15 protein-coding genes and 1 pseudogene are annotated in these 15,719 nt (G+C 38.1%); 14 read left to right on the plus strand and 2 right to left on the minus strand.

What is annotated here, in order from left to right; genetic code table 11:
• Window positions 1-27 precede the first annotated feature (27 nt).
• Window positions 28-2,769, plus strand: coding sequence for a restriction endonuclease (locus NYE85_RS09785; protein WP_259004533.1), 2,742 nt, complete (start codon window positions 28-30; stop codon window positions 2,767-2,769).
• 24 nt (window positions 2,770-2,793) lie between these two features.
• On the opposite strand, the pseudogene NYE85_RS09790 reads toward NYE85_RS09785, so the two are convergent.
• A pseudogene (locus NYE85_RS09790) lies at window positions 2,794-3,980 on the minus strand (integrase domain-containing protein).
• Window positions 3,981-4,442: 462 nt separating this feature from the next.
• Between NYE85_RS09790 and NYE85_RS09795 the strand changes: the two are divergent.
• The 9 genes from NYE85_RS09795 (at window position 4,443) to NYE85_RS09835 (ending at window position 7,817) form a co-directional block, all read left to right on the plus strand.
• Window positions 4,443-4,772, plus strand: a complete 330-nt coding sequence (locus NYE85_RS09795; RefSeq protein WP_021535618.1) for an NIPSNAP family containing protein — start codon at window positions 4,443-4,445, stop codon at window positions 4,770-4,772.
• 293 nt (window positions 4,773-5,065) lie between these two features.
• Entirely contained in the window at window positions 5,066-5,269 is a 204-nt protein-coding gene (locus tag NYE85_RS09800; protein WP_021535617.1) for an AlpA family transcriptional regulator, read from the plus strand.
• A gap of 181 nt (window positions 5,270-5,450) precedes the next feature.
• Window positions 5,451-5,765 (plus strand): hypothetical protein, encoded by a 315-nt coding sequence (locus NYE85_RS09805; RefSeq protein ID WP_259004534.1) that lies wholly within the window; start codon window positions 5,451-5,453, stop codon window positions 5,763-5,765.
• A gap of 78 nt (window positions 5,766-5,843) precedes the next feature.
• On the plus strand, window positions 5,844-6,140 hold the full coding sequence (locus NYE85_RS09810; protein WP_021535615.1) for a hypothetical protein: 297 nt from the start codon (window positions 5,844-5,846) through the stop codon (window positions 6,138-6,140).
• A gap of 54 nt (window positions 6,141-6,194) precedes the next feature.
• Window positions 6,195-6,431, plus strand: a complete 237-nt coding sequence (locus NYE85_RS09815; RefSeq protein ID WP_021535614.1) for a hypothetical protein — start codon at window positions 6,195-6,197, stop codon at window positions 6,429-6,431.
• Between the two features lie 39 nt (window positions 6,432-6,470).
• A complete protein-coding gene (locus NYE85_RS09820) occupies window positions 6,471-6,821 on the plus strand; it encodes a hypothetical protein (RefSeq protein ID WP_021535613.1) in 351 nt (116 codons plus the stop codon).
• Between the two features lie 69 nt (window positions 6,822-6,890).
• Entirely contained in the window at window positions 6,891-7,133 is a 243-nt protein-coding gene (locus NYE85_RS09825; protein ID WP_021535612.1) for a hypothetical protein, read from the plus strand.
• 95 nt (window positions 7,134-7,228) lie between these two features.
• A complete protein-coding gene (locus NYE85_RS09830; protein WP_021535611.1) occupies window positions 7,229-7,579 on the plus strand; it encodes a DUF6404 family protein in 351 nt (116 codons plus the stop codon).
• A 46-nt stretch (window positions 7,580-7,625) separates the two neighbouring features.
• The gene (locus NYE85_RS09835; protein WP_021535610.1) at window positions 7,626-7,817 is read left to right on the plus strand and encodes a hypothetical protein; all 192 of its coding nucleotides are present in this window, start codon (window positions 7,626-7,628) and stop codon (window positions 7,815-7,817) included.
• A gap of 312 nt (window positions 7,818-8,129) precedes the next feature.
• Here NYE85_RS09835 and NYE85_RS09840 read toward each other — a convergent pair whose 3' ends face one another.
• Window positions 8,130-8,795, minus strand: a complete 666-nt coding sequence (locus NYE85_RS09840) for a hypothetical protein (RefSeq protein WP_021535609.1) — start codon at window positions 8,793-8,795, stop codon at window positions 8,130-8,132.
• A gap of 1,453 nt (window positions 8,796-10,248) precedes the next feature.
• On the opposite strand from NYE85_RS09840, the gene NYE85_RS09845 reads away from it, so the two are divergent.
• From NYE85_RS09845 to NYE85_RS09860, 4 genes are all read left to right on the plus strand, one after another.
• The gene (locus NYE85_RS09845; protein WP_021535608.1) at window positions 10,249-11,013 is read left to right on the plus strand and encodes a hypothetical protein; all 765 of its coding nucleotides are present in this window, start codon (window positions 10,249-10,251) and stop codon (window positions 11,011-11,013) included.
• A gap of 320 nt (window positions 11,014-11,333) precedes the next feature.
• Window positions 11,334-11,858, plus strand: coding sequence for a hypothetical protein (locus NYE85_RS09850; RefSeq protein WP_001037950.1), 525 nt, complete (start codon window positions 11,334-11,336; stop codon window positions 11,856-11,858).
• A gap of 16 nt (window positions 11,859-11,874) precedes the next feature.
• Complete coding sequence (locus tag NYE85_RS09855) at window positions 11,875-14,532, plus strand: DotA/TraY family protein (RefSeq protein WP_021535607.1); 2,658 nt, start codon at window positions 11,875-11,877, stop codon at window positions 14,530-14,532.
• Between the two features lie 366 nt (window positions 14,533-14,898).
• The coding region (locus NYE85_RS09860; protein WP_259004535.1) for a hypothetical protein at window positions 14,899-15,719 on the plus strand (821 nt) is incomplete at its 3' end.

A 15,719-nucleotide genomic window follows, 5' to 3' on the forward strand; every position in this document is an offset into this window, starting at 1 on the left:
AAAGGATATGAGATAAGGAGTGTATAAATGGCTAGACCGTTACCACTGAATAAAGATTTGATAGTTTGTGTACCTGGTAATTATTCTAATACCTTGAGAGGGAAGTTTTTCGAGAATTTTTGCGCTGATATTCTCCGCCGGCAATCGTATAGGATTGATGGTATGGAAGTCAGAAAGTCTGGTATGGAAATTGATATTCAGGCTACTCATACACCATCAAATGAAAAACTGTATGTAGAATGTAAATTCATGCAGCAAAAAGTTGATTCATCCGTGGTTGATTTGGCATTTTCTCAAGCATTTAGGTTGAGAGTTAAAAAAATCGCACTTTTTTCAATTTCTGATTTGGGTAAAGATGCTCAGTCAACACTTGAGGATTTTAGACTTGATGATCGTATAGACTATTCTTTCTTCGATAAAAAAGAGATTCTTACATCTATACTTGCAACAGGTAAGGTTGAAGATATTCCAACAGATGATATCCCGGCAAAATATACTAGTGCAACTCTTTTAGTTCATCCTGAAATAGAAATGACTTGGCTTTTGCAAGAAGTTGAAAATGGTAGCCCTATAAGAGTGGTACCGTTTGCTGTAAACAAAAATAGTAAAATGCCAAATGTCAGTCGCATAAGTGAAATAATAAAGGAGCAAGGGCTTTTTGAGGGGTTGGAAGTAACAGGATTTTATATATTATCTGAACCGGAACAAGCTGTTTCGTCTTCAAAGTTATCTGAAAACTACGAGAGGGAAATAGTAAGTGAAATAATTCTTGCTGACGATTTTATGGATTATAAACCATGTCAGCCGAAAGATTTTGTTGGTCGAGAATATATACAGAAAGAAGTTTGGGATTATCTTGAGAATGTTAGAGGAAATAGTTCTCAAAGTAGAGTCCTGTCACTTATAGGCGGTTCAGGAAATGGAAAGTCATCTTTAATAGCAAGGCTATCCTCAAGATTTAAAAATCAAAAATGGAAAAATAAATTCTTCCTTACACCCGTCGATGTGCGTTCTGCTAGAGGCGGACGTTTTGTTGCAGAAGCTGTCGTTAAAGCTTTCACTAGTGCGATCAAAGAAGGTTTTATTGAATATGAAAAACCATTTCTGATTGAAAGTGTTACGGATATCATAGGTTCTGAGAGCGTTCAGGAATGTTTAAAATACCTTTCCGAACATGATAAGGTAATGACTATTTTCTTTGACCAGTTCGAAGAAGTTTTTATGAAAGAGGAACTATTCGGATTATTTAAAGAATTTGAACGATTCGCACTCGATGTCTCTGCATTACAAAGCAATTTAGTTGTAGGGTTCTCATGGAGAACCGGTATTACTCTAGGGGATGAAAACCCAGCATACTCAATGTGGAATCGGCTAAAAGATTATAGAGTTGAAAAGAAACTAGAGCCTTTTGATTTAAAAGATTCATCTAAATTAATTAGCAGTTTCGAGCTAAATACAGGGTTTAAATTGAATAAACCTTTACGCACACGTCTTATTCAGCAAGCTCAAGGTTATCCATGGCTATTGAAGAAGCTTTGTATTCATGTATTCAAAAAACTAAAAGGAGGTATATCACAGGATCAAATGTTGGTTAGCCAACTACAGATCTCAAATTTATTTCATGAAGATTTAGATAGACCTGAAAAACAAAATTCGTGTTTAAAGTTTGTGGCAAAAAACTCTCCGATTAGTCAATATGAAGTTACTAAAGAATTTGGGAGTGATACCGTTTTAGAGCTAATTTCAAATAGAATGATAATTAAAACAGGTGAAAAACTATCAGTCTATTGGGATGTTTTTCGAGATTATCTTAAAGGAAATGATCTTCCAGTTATACCATGGTCATATATGCCATCAACATCACCGAAAATGGTTTTGTTAATTCTTGAAATTGTAAACTCGTTCAAAACTATTAGCTTGGATGAACTGCAAACTAAACTCAATTATAGTCGGGGAACATTAATAAATGTATTAATGGATTTACAATATTTCGTTCTCATAGACAGGGATCTAAATGGGAATATAGTCTGCAAACAGTCCATTACAAATGTCCCTGAGTTTCTTCGTGAGCATTTTAAGAGTCATAGTGTGTTGTTAGAATTGGCAGAGAATATTATTGATGCCGATTTAAGAAGAGTTCCTATCGATAGGTATGAATCTATAATTGCCCGCACCTATAAGAATAAAGACGGTGGTTATCCTAAGTCTTATAGTTCACGATTATTGGCTTGGTTACAATTTACGGGACTGATAGCGGTAATCGGGAATTTCGTGGTTATATATGATGGTGAGTTGTTTTCGCCGGCGTTTGGGGCAATTGACTTAGATAAAAGGGGAGCTCGTAATAGAAGGGGATCACTTTTCTTAGCTGCTACTTCGCCAGAAAAAACACTCGAAGTTGCCGAATATCTGCGTACCAATAAAAAAATGAGCCATTCATTTATTCAGGAGAATAAACATAGGAATGCAGTGCAGGATTTAATTTCTCTAGGGTTTTGTTCTCGACAAGATGATGGTGTAGTGATAAATAATAAAATAGAAATTATATTAGAAAGCATCAATCTTAAAAGGGCTTTAGCAAGGTTAGTCACTGAATCCCCAGCTATCAAAATATTAAATGCTTATGTAAATAAATTCGGCGATGATGATAAGAAAATGATGGGGGCCGCATTTGCAAAAGAACTCGAGAGAACGTGGACACCTGCATCTACTACGAGATATATTTATGCATTAATGCGATATCGGAATTTCGCATTGGAAACTTTATAATAGTTAGATCATAGGGCGAAAGCCCTATGATTTTACTTTCACACCCCACCATGACATCATTTCTCTGCGTTGTTCTAAATAAACAGAACGATTATAAGCCCGCCGTACTTCATTTTTATCTATATGCGCTAAAGCTGATTCTATAACATCTGAATTAAAACCAGCCTCGTTCAACGCTGTGCTAGCGATAGAACGAAGTCCATGAGCAACGAGTTTACCTCCATAACCAATACGTTTAAGTGCTGCATTAGAAGTCTGGCTATTCATAGCTTGCTTAGGATCATTCCTGCTCGGGAAAACATGTTCACGATGAGAACTAATAGGCTTCATTACTTCTAGAATATCTAACGCCTGAGGTGATAACGGAACAATGTGTTCCCGCTTAGCTTTCATCCTTTCGGCTGGAATAGTCCAGAGCTTTGACTCAAGATCGATTTCGTCCCATCGAGCACCGGAAGCCTCAGAAGGACGCACCAGAGTCAGTAATTGCCATTCAATAAGGCAACGAGTAGGAACTGATAAGTTTGACATAACCAAAGAGCGCATGAGTTTTGGCAATTCTTCTGGTCGAAGCGTCGGCATGTTCTGCTTTTTCGGTTTCTCGAATGCCATCCCAACACCCGATGCTGGATTTGCATCGATCAGACCAGTGTTAACTTCGTAGATCATGATTTCGTTAATACGTTGCACCAGGCGGCGAACCGTCTCTAATGCACCACGCGCTTTGATTGGCTCCAATGCTTCAACAATCGTTCTGGCCTTAATCTCCTGAACAGATATCGCGCCTATTGCGGGGAACACGTCCTTATCTAAAGAGCGCCAAATATCTTTCGCATAGTCTTCAGTGACGCTTTTGCTCTTCATTTTGAACCAGTTGGCGGCCACAGTTGAGAAAATGCTATCTAGCTCAATCTGACGCTGTTCTGATGCCTGCTCTTGTTGCTGTTGCGGATCCATACCTTGTGCGAGCGCGGTTAAGTGCTGATCGCGTATCTGACGAGCGGCTGCGAGAGTAAGAGCAGGGTATGAGCCGAGACTCAAATTGGTTCGGCTGCCACTGACCGGACGTTGATAGCGTAAGCGCCAGAGTTTTTTACCGGTGGTTTTGACGAGCAAGAACAGGCCGTCACCATCATGAAGAGTGAAGTCTTTTCCCGAGATTTGGCTTTAAGGATTTCGTTGTTAGTGAGGGGGCGTGTGATGCGCGCCATGTCTGGATCCCTTCCATAATTGGTACACGTTTAATGGACCACAGTATAGCGTGTACCTAAACGTGTACCAATTTTCTCTGGATTTAGCCGGATGTTCTCGGATAACGACAGACACAAAAAAGCCCGCAAACCATAGGAAAGCGGGCTTTTTCGTTATTGCCACCGGGTCTATCTGGTATCACTGGTGGCCTATTTGGGCTGGCGTCCCTGTAACTACAGTTTTAATATATTGATTTATATGTATATTTTATGTTTTTCTTCAATTGAGGGTTCAATTATGGAACCATTAAGCGAAATTGCTGAACGTTTGACGTCAAACTATGCCGAAAGATAATACATGCAACAGTTCAGCTACCAACTGGAAGTTGAACTCAGATCATCCGTGTCAGCTTTTCTTCCTTTAACCAGCCGAATGCGTTAGCGTCATTGAAACAGTTTCTCATGGTCATTGATGGAGAAGGTATGAAGGATAGGATCGTCGAAATACTACAATACACCCTGAAAAAAGATTCTGGTGAGGAGTTTCATCAGATCATGCATGAAGTCAGTGTTCCACTTCATACCCGGAACGGTATCGATGTGGTTGCGTACGGAAACTCTCTGCACGATCCTGACAGCTACTACCTCATACGGGCTTTTGAAAGTGAAGAACAGATGGAAAGCATTCTTGATGATTTCTATGCGAGTGCGGGTTGGCGTAGTGGCCCACGAGAAGCAATCATCAGTCGAATTGAACTCAGTTTAAAATCAGTTCTATCACTACCACAAAGCGTTATTGATGGATTGAGATAAAGTGAGCAAAGGGGGATGCGCTGTTCAAGGGGTATCCTCCGCAGTACAGAATTTAAACTGAATTATCATAATTAATTGATAAATAGATACATTTCTAAAATCCTTTTTCCGCTTCTAAAAATAGCACTTTTTGCTAAAGCCCTCTAAGTCCCGTCTTGTAACAGCATTCAATCTATTCCTTTGTGATTTGTACAAAAATCACTCACTTACGCAATAATTCCGAAAAAACAGGTGTTGATTGTCATAAGCGATATTCGAATAATAACCTCATCAAAACAACGACGAGGAAATATATGAACGAAAGAAAAAGATTTATCCGTTTACCTGAAGTATTAAATAGAACTGGCCTTTGTAAGGCTTGGATTTATCGCCTGATTAGTCGTAATGAATTTCCGGCCCAAGTAAAACTTGGTGAAAGAGCAATAGCATTCTTAGAGAGTGATATTGATAAGTGGATTGATGAAAAGATTTCTTTATCACGTAATAAAGTAGCATAAAAAGCAAAATCACAATGGTTTCGATACAGCCAGTTAGTCTATTAACCAAAAAATATAAAGTAGGAGGTCATATGTAAACACAATCGAACTTAGCATCAGCATAAAACAAAAAATATAATCTGCTCTCAAATAATGCATGAAAGTGTAGGGGGCTATACATTCAAAAATAAGGAGTAACCATATGAATACTGAAGAACTGAATAACATTAAGAACTCATCGACTAAAGCTTTTACTGCTATGGCAAAGAATCTTTATATCACAGGAATACGCATATATAAAGAACAAGAAGAGCATGAGTTATTAGCATCCATTATGTTGGATAGCAACAGAACGGAATCATATATTTCGCATGTTAAAGAATATCTGGCAAAACGCTTCGATGAACATATGGAAGAAGCTGGTAAAAGAGAAAGACTTATCTATGTTGATATGGATAAAGTTATGTTTGAAATGAGATATGTGCATACTAAAGCATTACTTTTTAGTATGAGTTAATAATAGCATACTCGGCCCTGAAAGGGGCTAATAAAAACACAATGAATTAAATAAGCATTTAACTATGAGGGTATAAATATGTCTAAAGAAAGTATTGCTAGTAATAAATCAACTGAACTGTTCTATGATCTTGCCTGCAGGTCGTTTACCGCAAGCTGGAATATGTTCATGGAAGTCAATGGTGATGGGGATGCCAATGATTATCTGGATGATCAAGAGTTTATGAGCCCATTTATTATTTATGTTATTGACCATATTCAGAACAACTTTGAAAGATTCACTGTCCAAGAAGGAAATAGTGGTGATATTAATCAAGTTGACTTTGAACTAGTCGCTGCCATGTTAGTTGAGTATTCAGAATGTTTTAGAAAATAAGAACCAATCTTGCCCCACAACGGGCCAAACCAAAACATAAAAAGGGAAATATAAATGGCAAATACAATATCTGTCGCAGTAAATATGTTTTGTGAAGAAACTCCAAAAGTAATGAATGCTATTCAAGAGCGTTATGAAATATTTGTTGCCATTACGGGATATTCAGTAGAAGAAATCATGGATGACAGCAACTTGCTTGAAGAGTTAAATCGATTTATTAATAACGAACTAGTTAATGATTTAGGGTTGGAATATGGTTCCGTTATCATAAATATCGGTTATAACAACTGATTATTTTTACTAACTATTAACATGAAAAAAGGATTAAAGATGAAAGAGATTATATTTAATAAAAGAGAAAAAGAAAAAAACGAACTTATTGCTAACATCTTACAAGGATACTGTGATGAGATCTATGCTATTTATGAAAAACATCCTGAAACAGCAATCGATATCTTGAATGGTGGGTTTCTCTCTGGCGTCATATATGATATTTTGATAACTCGTGAGATGAAGAAATACTCTATCAAAAATGATATATCTGATATCGATAGAAGAGATTTAAAAGCCACAATATTATATTGGCATCAAGAACACATTATTGAACTTGTTATGAGAAATCTAAAGCAAGATAAAAATCAAGATCCTATTTATTGGAAGTTAAAGTTCACAGTGATTTGATATTAAAGTATGATGAACATTCCCTCGTGCAGAGGGAAATAATCCTGTAAAGAATCGGAGATAACCAATATGATTGATGAATTCCATGTTATGTATATGTACAAAAAAATCCAAGTTGAAGCGGCTACTACCGACATCAAAACACTGGAACAGTTTTTGAAGAAGTTCCGCCAAGTTGTCGCGGAGCGCCGGGAAGAATACTATCGGGAGATTGGTGAGAAAAAAGCACGTAAGTTGAGAATGAAAAAAGCACAAAGATTACTTGAGAAAATGACATGTGATCGTGTTTCACCAGAGGATCTCAAGGAATGACTATTTGAGTTTATTAGAACATAAACATAGAAGCGATAATCATTATCATTTACAATGATTTTTATCGATAGTTAGGTGAATCTGGAGGAAACTGTATGAGCTTTGAAGCTAAAAAGGAACACTCCATTGCCATTATGGAAAGCAAGAAGATGTGGCGTTGTAATTATGCCCCTCCCTTGCTACGCCTCGCATGGAAAGCTGGATTCAAGATACCACCGCTACCTTTTGCCTCATTCTGGCAAATAACCTTGCTGATGGGGGTATGGTTTGGTCCGGCATGGGGGATCTGTATGTGGTTTTTTACTTGGAAGGACGAAGGGATGCAACCGGGCGCAGCATTTGTCTTAAGCATAGTCGCAGGTATTTGCTTTGGTGTTCTTATGGCTGCGTATCATTGGTGGCGAAAGGTAGTTAACAATCTCCCAGACTGGGACAGTCTGGAGTAAAGATCTCTGTAGAGGCTATATAGTATTTAAATGGACTAGGTGTGACATGGGAAAAATAAAATATTGGCTAATAGCAGGATTTATTATACTTCTTTCGATTGTTTACATTACGACCATTCAAAGGGACTCTCAGTTTTCTAAGTTGAAATCAGCAGGCGAAAAAGGAGATGTAGAAGCTCAATATGCCTTGGGTCTTATGTATTTATATAGAGAAATACTGGATATTGACTATCAGTAATCAAAATCATGGTACGAAAAAGCGGCTGCGCAAAATGATGTCGACGCGCAATTTCTGCTTGGGGAGATGTATGATGATGGTCTCGGCATCAGAACGTAGTTTATCATATTGTTTGTGTATTCTTCTTTCGGGAATTGATTTTTTAGTTCATTGGCTATATCTAAATATTAGATTAACTCACTGTTATCTGTTTTTATTTTTCTCATATAAAACCTCATTGTAAAATGATTGTTATATTATATATTGCGAGTTGAAAATTAAGTGTAAAATTACAGTGAAGCGCTCAATATAATACCCTTGATAAAATATCTATTATTCTACTTCATTAAATAGACATTCGGGTATCTTAGGGCGTTGTAGAGACAAGACTTCATCATCCGTAGATAGCTGGCTATTGCTGTCTACGTCATTATTTTCATCCGTATCTGTTCTAAAAGTATAAACGTTCTCAAATCTTTCCTTTTCATCAACAACAAATCCCTGTGCCTTTTTGACATTAGGTCGCTGTTTTGCGTTAATAGAATGAGCTTGTCCTTTAAGGAATATGTTGGAGTTCATAAAGAGATCTCCTTCTTTATCAATAATGATCCCTTTCTTTTTGAGTTTTTTAAAGACAAGGGACATATTTGACTTTTTAATATCTAACTCTCGGCATAGCTTTGCCTGTGAGATATGAAAGCAGTTTCCAAACTCCATGATATTTAAGATCCTTGCGATAACTTTTAACTCATTCTTTGAGATATCAAGTTCTGCGAGCTGCTGGAAGTTTTTCGTGAACATATGAACATAATCAACATCTTTCTTGATGGATTTGATGTTTTCTTTTCTTGAATAGATATTGGTAATATCTTTATGTGTGCTGTGGTAATGTTCGAATATCTGCACTTTCTGTTCAGTAGTAAAATGATGGTCATCAATATACTGTGTTAGCTGAAAGGGTGATAAACTGCTAAGGGATTTAAAATCTATCTGTGTCATCGTATATTTCCTTTTATTGTTTTTTATTAATACATAACAGATTAAACACTATCGTCAATAACAAAGTCAAAAATAAGTGGAAAAAGTTATAAAATAGTGGAGAGCTATCCATTGAGTATGATGGATAAAAAGCTTATTACTTTCTGGCTGGAATAAGTTTACTTAGAGTGGAATGTCCGCCAGTTATTGAATAATAGTTTTAGTGCGGAACTATAGTTATAGTTTTTGCTAACTATGGTTATAGTAAACTATAATCCGAGTTATAGATATCGATAACCATAGTTATAGGAACCTATAACCTTTATTCTGTAATATATTGTTTTATATGAGAAATAACAGCTGTAATATAGTAATAAGTTTAATATAGTAAAAGGGAATGTGTGCCTGTTGAATGGCACCTGCTGTTTTATGAATGGCGTTGGAGGTTTTCAGCAATGAAGGATGAATTGTATTGAAATATTTCTTAATTGATCTGTCCAGAAACGTTTTGCGATGAAGTTTATTTGTGCCTTATGAAAATGGCACCAATGGTGTAATCTGTTTATTTTTCTTATTCTGTTATTACAGCGGAGTGATTGTTTTCTACAATCACGAATCGCTGCTTTTATTGTGAGAGATTAATTAATTTGCCTTTGACTTTGTGTGCGTCTTCGACGCGATCTTTTTTGGATAAATCCATCACTAACAGGGATAAACCCTGCTCCAGCAATGTGATTGTCTTGAACAATCACTAAGTGCTGCTTTTATGAATATAGTTTTCCTATACGATCAAGAGAGAATGTTATATTTTATCACAGTAATGCTATGTTCAAACATAGGATCATTTTTTTATAACTGAATGATAAAACGATCTAAAACCGATCTTTTACGTCTTTACTAGAAATATTGAACTACTTTATCAAGAAAAAATATATTAATGTCAGAGTCAGGGCGTAGCCGTGCGTCAGCACATGAGCTTCAGCTCATAGATGGTGGATATTATCAAAAAAGGATTTTAATCAAACAGAGAGGAACGCTTTACAATAAAAATATAAATTTCATTCATAAGTACCTAATCATTTTTAATGTTGAAACCCTGTATGGCGATCATAAAAATCGCCCGGTTTCTTTTAATCCTCTTAAGTATTACCTCTTACTTCTTGCAAAATTAAATTAAGAAAAAATCGGCCTGTAGCCCTTGCGGTATAAGACTTATGACGAAAATACGTGACTGACTGTACGGTCAGTGTTCCTGACTCTGTGGTCAGTATTCCTGACTGTACAGTGAGCTTTCCTGACTCTGTAGTCAGTTTCTATGTCATTTTATAAACTAAAAATGACTGTGTTTTAAATTCTAGTCACTGGAATACTTGCGATTTCTAAAATATTTTCGCAAAAAAATATGCAAAAAACTTGATATCTATTTTGTGCATGGTATTTAATTAAAGATAAAATGATAAGAGGTAATAACGTGATGAATGAAATAGAAGTTGATTTAGATTTAGGCTTAAACCCTTTTTGCTTTGAGACAGAGATAAAGATTGAAACAAGAAAGAAAAATCTAACTGTTTCAAGAGGCACAGAACTTATCGAAAAGAAAGATACAGGTAAAAGCTACTTCGCCAATATCGTGCATACGCAAGAGGTCGATAAAGAAGAGTTCATTAAACTCTATACCTCTCAGATAAAAGCATACTTTGATCTCACGAAAACTGCATACAAAGTGTTTTTCATATTTTTACGAATATATCAGGATGCGATAGGCAAAGATCATTTCTACCTGAGCTGTAAAAAGGCAATGTCTCTTGCGGAAAAGATAGATCACTTTGTCTTGTCTGAATCTATCTTTTACAGAGGGATCAAAGAACTCATCGAAAAACGTATTATTGCTAAAACCAATGAGAAAAACTGGTATTTCATAAACCCTGCTATTGTCTTCAATGGTGATCGTGCTCGCTTTGTTTCAGAGATTATAAAAAAGAAAGAAGCAATGGAAGAACAACCCGAAAGCACAGTTGTCAATGGCGGCGGCAATAGCACACTTAAAGATAAAAACAGGTCCATTGAAGCAGTTATACAAGAAGTTAATAACCAAGATGACATAGATTTGTTAATCGCAAGATTGCAGTCTAAAAAGTCTCAAGGGTTAGTGAAGAGTCAAAGTATAAATGAAATCCCTTCTGTAGAGAACACAAGTCTTGTGCCACCAGAAGAACCGTTAGATTGGGATAATATTTAGTGATCCATTAACGCGACTTCTCTGAACTTTTTATACACATATATTCATATTTTAAACGTTGGGATGTGGAAGATGAAATCCTTATTAAATTAAAAGAAGCCAGATGAACTGGCCTCTTCAGAGTATTGTAATAAATTTTTTGGAGTAATCATTTATTTACTTTTAAACAGTAATCAAAAATAAAGTCATTGTCAAATTAAATTATCGTTCTCTTGATTAATTCTATTTTATTTAATATATATTAATAAGGCATTGTATTTTTATTTAATCAGAAGAAGAAAATATGGTAAATAAAATGTAATAAATTAAAGGAGTATCAAATGAATAAACTTAATAAAAATAAATGGCGAACAAATGTCTGTGTCCGCATTTTCAAAATAATCCTTCCCGCAACAATATTAATTTCAGCAACCACAGCTAACGCAGCAGTCTGTAGCCCGGATGTCAGCTCATCATTAAAACAAGCGCAATATAACGCAATGAAGCAGGATGCGGCTCAGTTAGAGCCGGTAGCGAAGAATTTCATGGATAACATCAATCAGTCACTTGAGACGATTGGTTGTACGGACGCTTGGCCTGTGGGAAACCTCGGCATCAGCCTGCCATCTGTGGATTCAATAATTAAAAAAACGAAGGAAGCAGCAATAAGTAAAGCCTGTTCGATTGCGAGAGAAAAAGTCACTCAACTGACCGGAAGTATATCCGAGAGCATTTCTATTGATATGCCCGTGATTGGGAATATCGCAAATGGAAGTGTTTCTACAGGAACTGGCTCTTCATCAGGATCGGGAGCAACCGTCAATGGAACCGATGTCTGGAGCAGCATCAGTAATTCAATGAAGTAAGAGGCAAAGGAATGTAATGATGATAAATATAAAGAAAAAAGAAGTGTCGATACTATTAGCAATATTAGCTAGTCTGTTATTAACTCAGTCAGCTTATGCCGCCGACTTATTTACCGTTCCGGAGACAGACAAATCAAAGCTGTGGTTTCTGGATATCTTATTCCCGGACAATTTAGCGGAAAGTCCCTTAGCCAGCACAATGACAATCCTTAACAGCGCCGTTTTGCTGGTTGGTGGTATTTTAGCTGCCTACACGCTGATTGCCGGAACCATGTCAACGGCACATGACGGAGAAATGCTGGGTAAGAAATGGTCTTCCATGTGGTTGCCCGTAAGAACTGCATTAGGCACGGCAATGATACTTCCGGCAGCAGGTGGTTTCTGTGCCGCTCAGGTTATGGTGCTGTGGATGATTAATCAGGGAGTCGGTCTGGCGGATACCGTCTGGAATACTTATGCCTCCAACCCCTCAGATGGAGCAGTTATCACAACATCAGCGTCTTATCAGGAACTTGACCGTATAGCGAAAACTGCGTTTATCAATAACGTCTGTATGTTGAAGGCAAGTGAGTTATGGAAGAAATCAGCGGCAGCCGATCCCTTCCCGCACGTCACGCCTGCGTTTGAAATGACGCCAGAGAAAGGTGCCTATTTATACACATACAGTTATGGAGCCAGCAATGCCGGTAATGATATGAATAAAAATTTACTGGTATCCAAGGCTGCATGTGGAAGCATCACGCTTACAGACCCCAAGGCCAAAGCTTCTTATGACGAACAGGCTAAAGCTCAGGCAACCATCGCTGCTGGGGGCATGTATATGGCTTATATGCCACAGGATATAAAGACAAATATTTCAGATGTTATTGAGGCACACAATGCTGCATTCATCGGTCTTGATAATAGTATGAAAACGCTGGCTGAACAGTATGTGGCCGATAATAATATTGATATTCAGACCGGAATAAACAGCGCAACGGCCTCATATGTATCCATTATTGATACTGCAGTACGAACAGTTTTCTCCACTGGCGACCAGTGGGATGATTTCAAAGAGAATGTCCAGAAAGATGGATGGTTTATGGCTGGCGCATGGAGTATGAAACTGATCCGTGTGCAGGATGCGATTAATGGAGCAGCTCATAATCTTCCTGTAGGTGGGCAAGCGACAATGGAATACGGAGATATATTTGATAACAGTCTGAACGCGATTATGGCAAAAGTAGCTCAGGATATGGCGAAATCAACGACAGCTTCAAGATATGCGAATGGTATTGATGCGCAAAGCCGAACAGAAGCCAATACCAGTGGTAAAAGTGGCGCAGGTCCTAAAACGGATGATGCCGGGAAAATTGTTTCCTCTCTTCAGAGTGAAGCCAATAAGAGCATTTCTGGTGCAATGGCGGGTTTTCTCAGCTCCAGCGTTATCAATGGCAGAAAACAAGGGAAAATTGTTTCGTTTTCAACCGACACAACTGCTGCCAATTTACAGGCGATAAACCCATTATTAGCCGTTAAAGGGCTTGGGGATACGATCAGTGCCGCTGGCTGGACGTTATTAGGAAGTTCTGCGGTTGTTGGCGCAGGTCTTGGTGCATGGACTTCATGGACTGCAAGCTGGGTATCGGGTGCATTTGGCGCTATGGGGATTGTCATGCCACTGGTTATCCCTTTATGGATAGCTGGTGATACCTTAGCCGTCGTTATTCCTATGTTGCCTTACGTCATGTGGTTTGGTGTTTGCGTCGGCTGGATGATCCTGTGCCTTGAAGCAATGGTCGCAGCGCCATTATGGGTAATAACACATTTACATCCAGACGGTGATGGCGTAGTGGGTCGTGGTGGCGCTGGTTATGGTCTGGTTTTATCGTTAACCATGCGACCAGCGCTAATGATAACAGGATTAATAGCAGCCTATACGATGCTCCCTATCCTTGGTGGGATCGTCAATGAAACATTCTCCGGCGCGTTTGGCATGATGTCAGCCAATGCCGGGATAGGTATCATCGAGTCACTGGCTCTCATTGCTGTTTATATTGCGATGATGTTCACGGTAGTGAAGAAATCACTTTCACTGATTCACATCATCCCTGATGAAATTATGAAGTGGCTTGGTGTTCATGGTGGTCAGAGCATGTCGGGTTACGCACAGTCGGCATCAAAAGGTGTTGAAGGTGCTATGTTTACCAAAACCGTGTTGGATCAGGTTTCTCACACCTCAAATGCGATGGGTAATCAGCTCAGGAATGCGCAAATCAACAAAGACCGTGAACAGCAACGTGAGCTTCAACAACAGCAACAGGCTAAACAGGGGAAAGCACAGGCAGCTAATAAAGCCAATGATACGGGATCTGCATTCAGAACTCATATGAGTAATGCTGGCCCACTGGATCAGCAGGATGAATATCAGTCTCTTGAAAGTGCTAACTCGGCTTATAATGCGGCTGAGGCAGCAGATGCTGTTGGTGATACAGCAGGCGCTGCAGGTTATATGAATGTAGCCCAAAAGGCTGCTAACAGAGCGGTATCGTTTGGTGAACATAACAGACCGTTGCTGCCTATAAACCTTCAAGCCCAAGCTTCACCAATTGAAAGCTTTACGGCTCCAGATAAAGGGAATGGTGGTGGATCTTCCGGTGGTAGTTCATCACCCACTGAAAGTAATGACAGATAATGTGATATAAAAAGAGGGCTTTCGCCCTCTTTTTAATTGTTCGTTATCTGGAATGGAACTCACTTTATATGTTTGCTTACCAGCATAATTTAAATGACTATAGTGAAAAATAGAACCTCACCACAGCCTTAATTGAATATGGGCATTTCTCATGCAAGGTTTTATTCTCCTATAAAATGTTTTTTTCATAGGCAAAAATATATAAAAATATCGCTGCATTTATGATATTCACTCCGTTTGTTTTATATGTCCTCTGTTATATTACTTTTCAAGGTAGATGTTAAATAAATGTTTCTGTTAAAATTGACAGATCACATTTAATTAGTTAAATAATAAATTAGGTAATAAGTTAGCGGGAGTATTGTAATGAGGAACAATAAATTTAAATTAAAGAGAATAACAGTGGTTTCGGCTTTGTGTTTTTCTGTGTTATATACAAATACAGCTTTTGCTGTCTGGCCCGTCACAGAAGAGGTTTTGACACCGTATCTTATGGGGGCTTCACCTCAATCTATGGGCAATGGAATAATTGAAACATTAGTTTCAATGAACGACAAGCTGGCACAAGCAACAATAACAGCAAATGAGAATCAGAAGAATGCTGTTGTCAGTAATGCCAGTCAGGCAATCCAAGAACAGCGCATGAAAAATATCTTAAACAGAATACCTGATGCCAATGCCTGTGAAGAAGTCACGAGCGCAGGTGGTCGTGGTGCAGCAGGATCGAATACAAGCTCAGCGAAAGAGGCTTTATCTGAAAACAGCGTTAAGATGTTTACACAAGCAAATACCGGAATAAATGAGGCCAAGAAAAACATCATGGGCAGAGTATCAATAAGTGTTTGCTCCGAAGATGATGTGAAATATAACAGAGGTGGGTGCAATACTATAGGTCAGTATCCTGATAAAGATAAGTCGGCATCAAGCCTAACTACACCACCATTATCTAAATCCGATGCATTGTCTAATAAGGTTTCGAATCAGTCCTATTCTGTTGAGCAGATTGAAGTTGCTGAAGCGGCAAAAAGAAATCTGATAGGGAACTTACCAGTTGAACCATTAAAGAACAAGGGATTAGAAGATACAACTGAAGGACGAGAATATTTATCGGCCTTTTCGAGCTTTGTCTCCAGAAGCACTGCTGGAACAAACGCCATTGATTCCGTACTGGCAATGAAAAAAGCAAG

This window comes from Serratia sp. AKBS12 (assembly GCF_024793895.1).
Lineage (GTDB): Bacteria > Pseudomonadota > Gammaproteobacteria > Enterobacterales > Enterobacteriaceae > Serratia_F.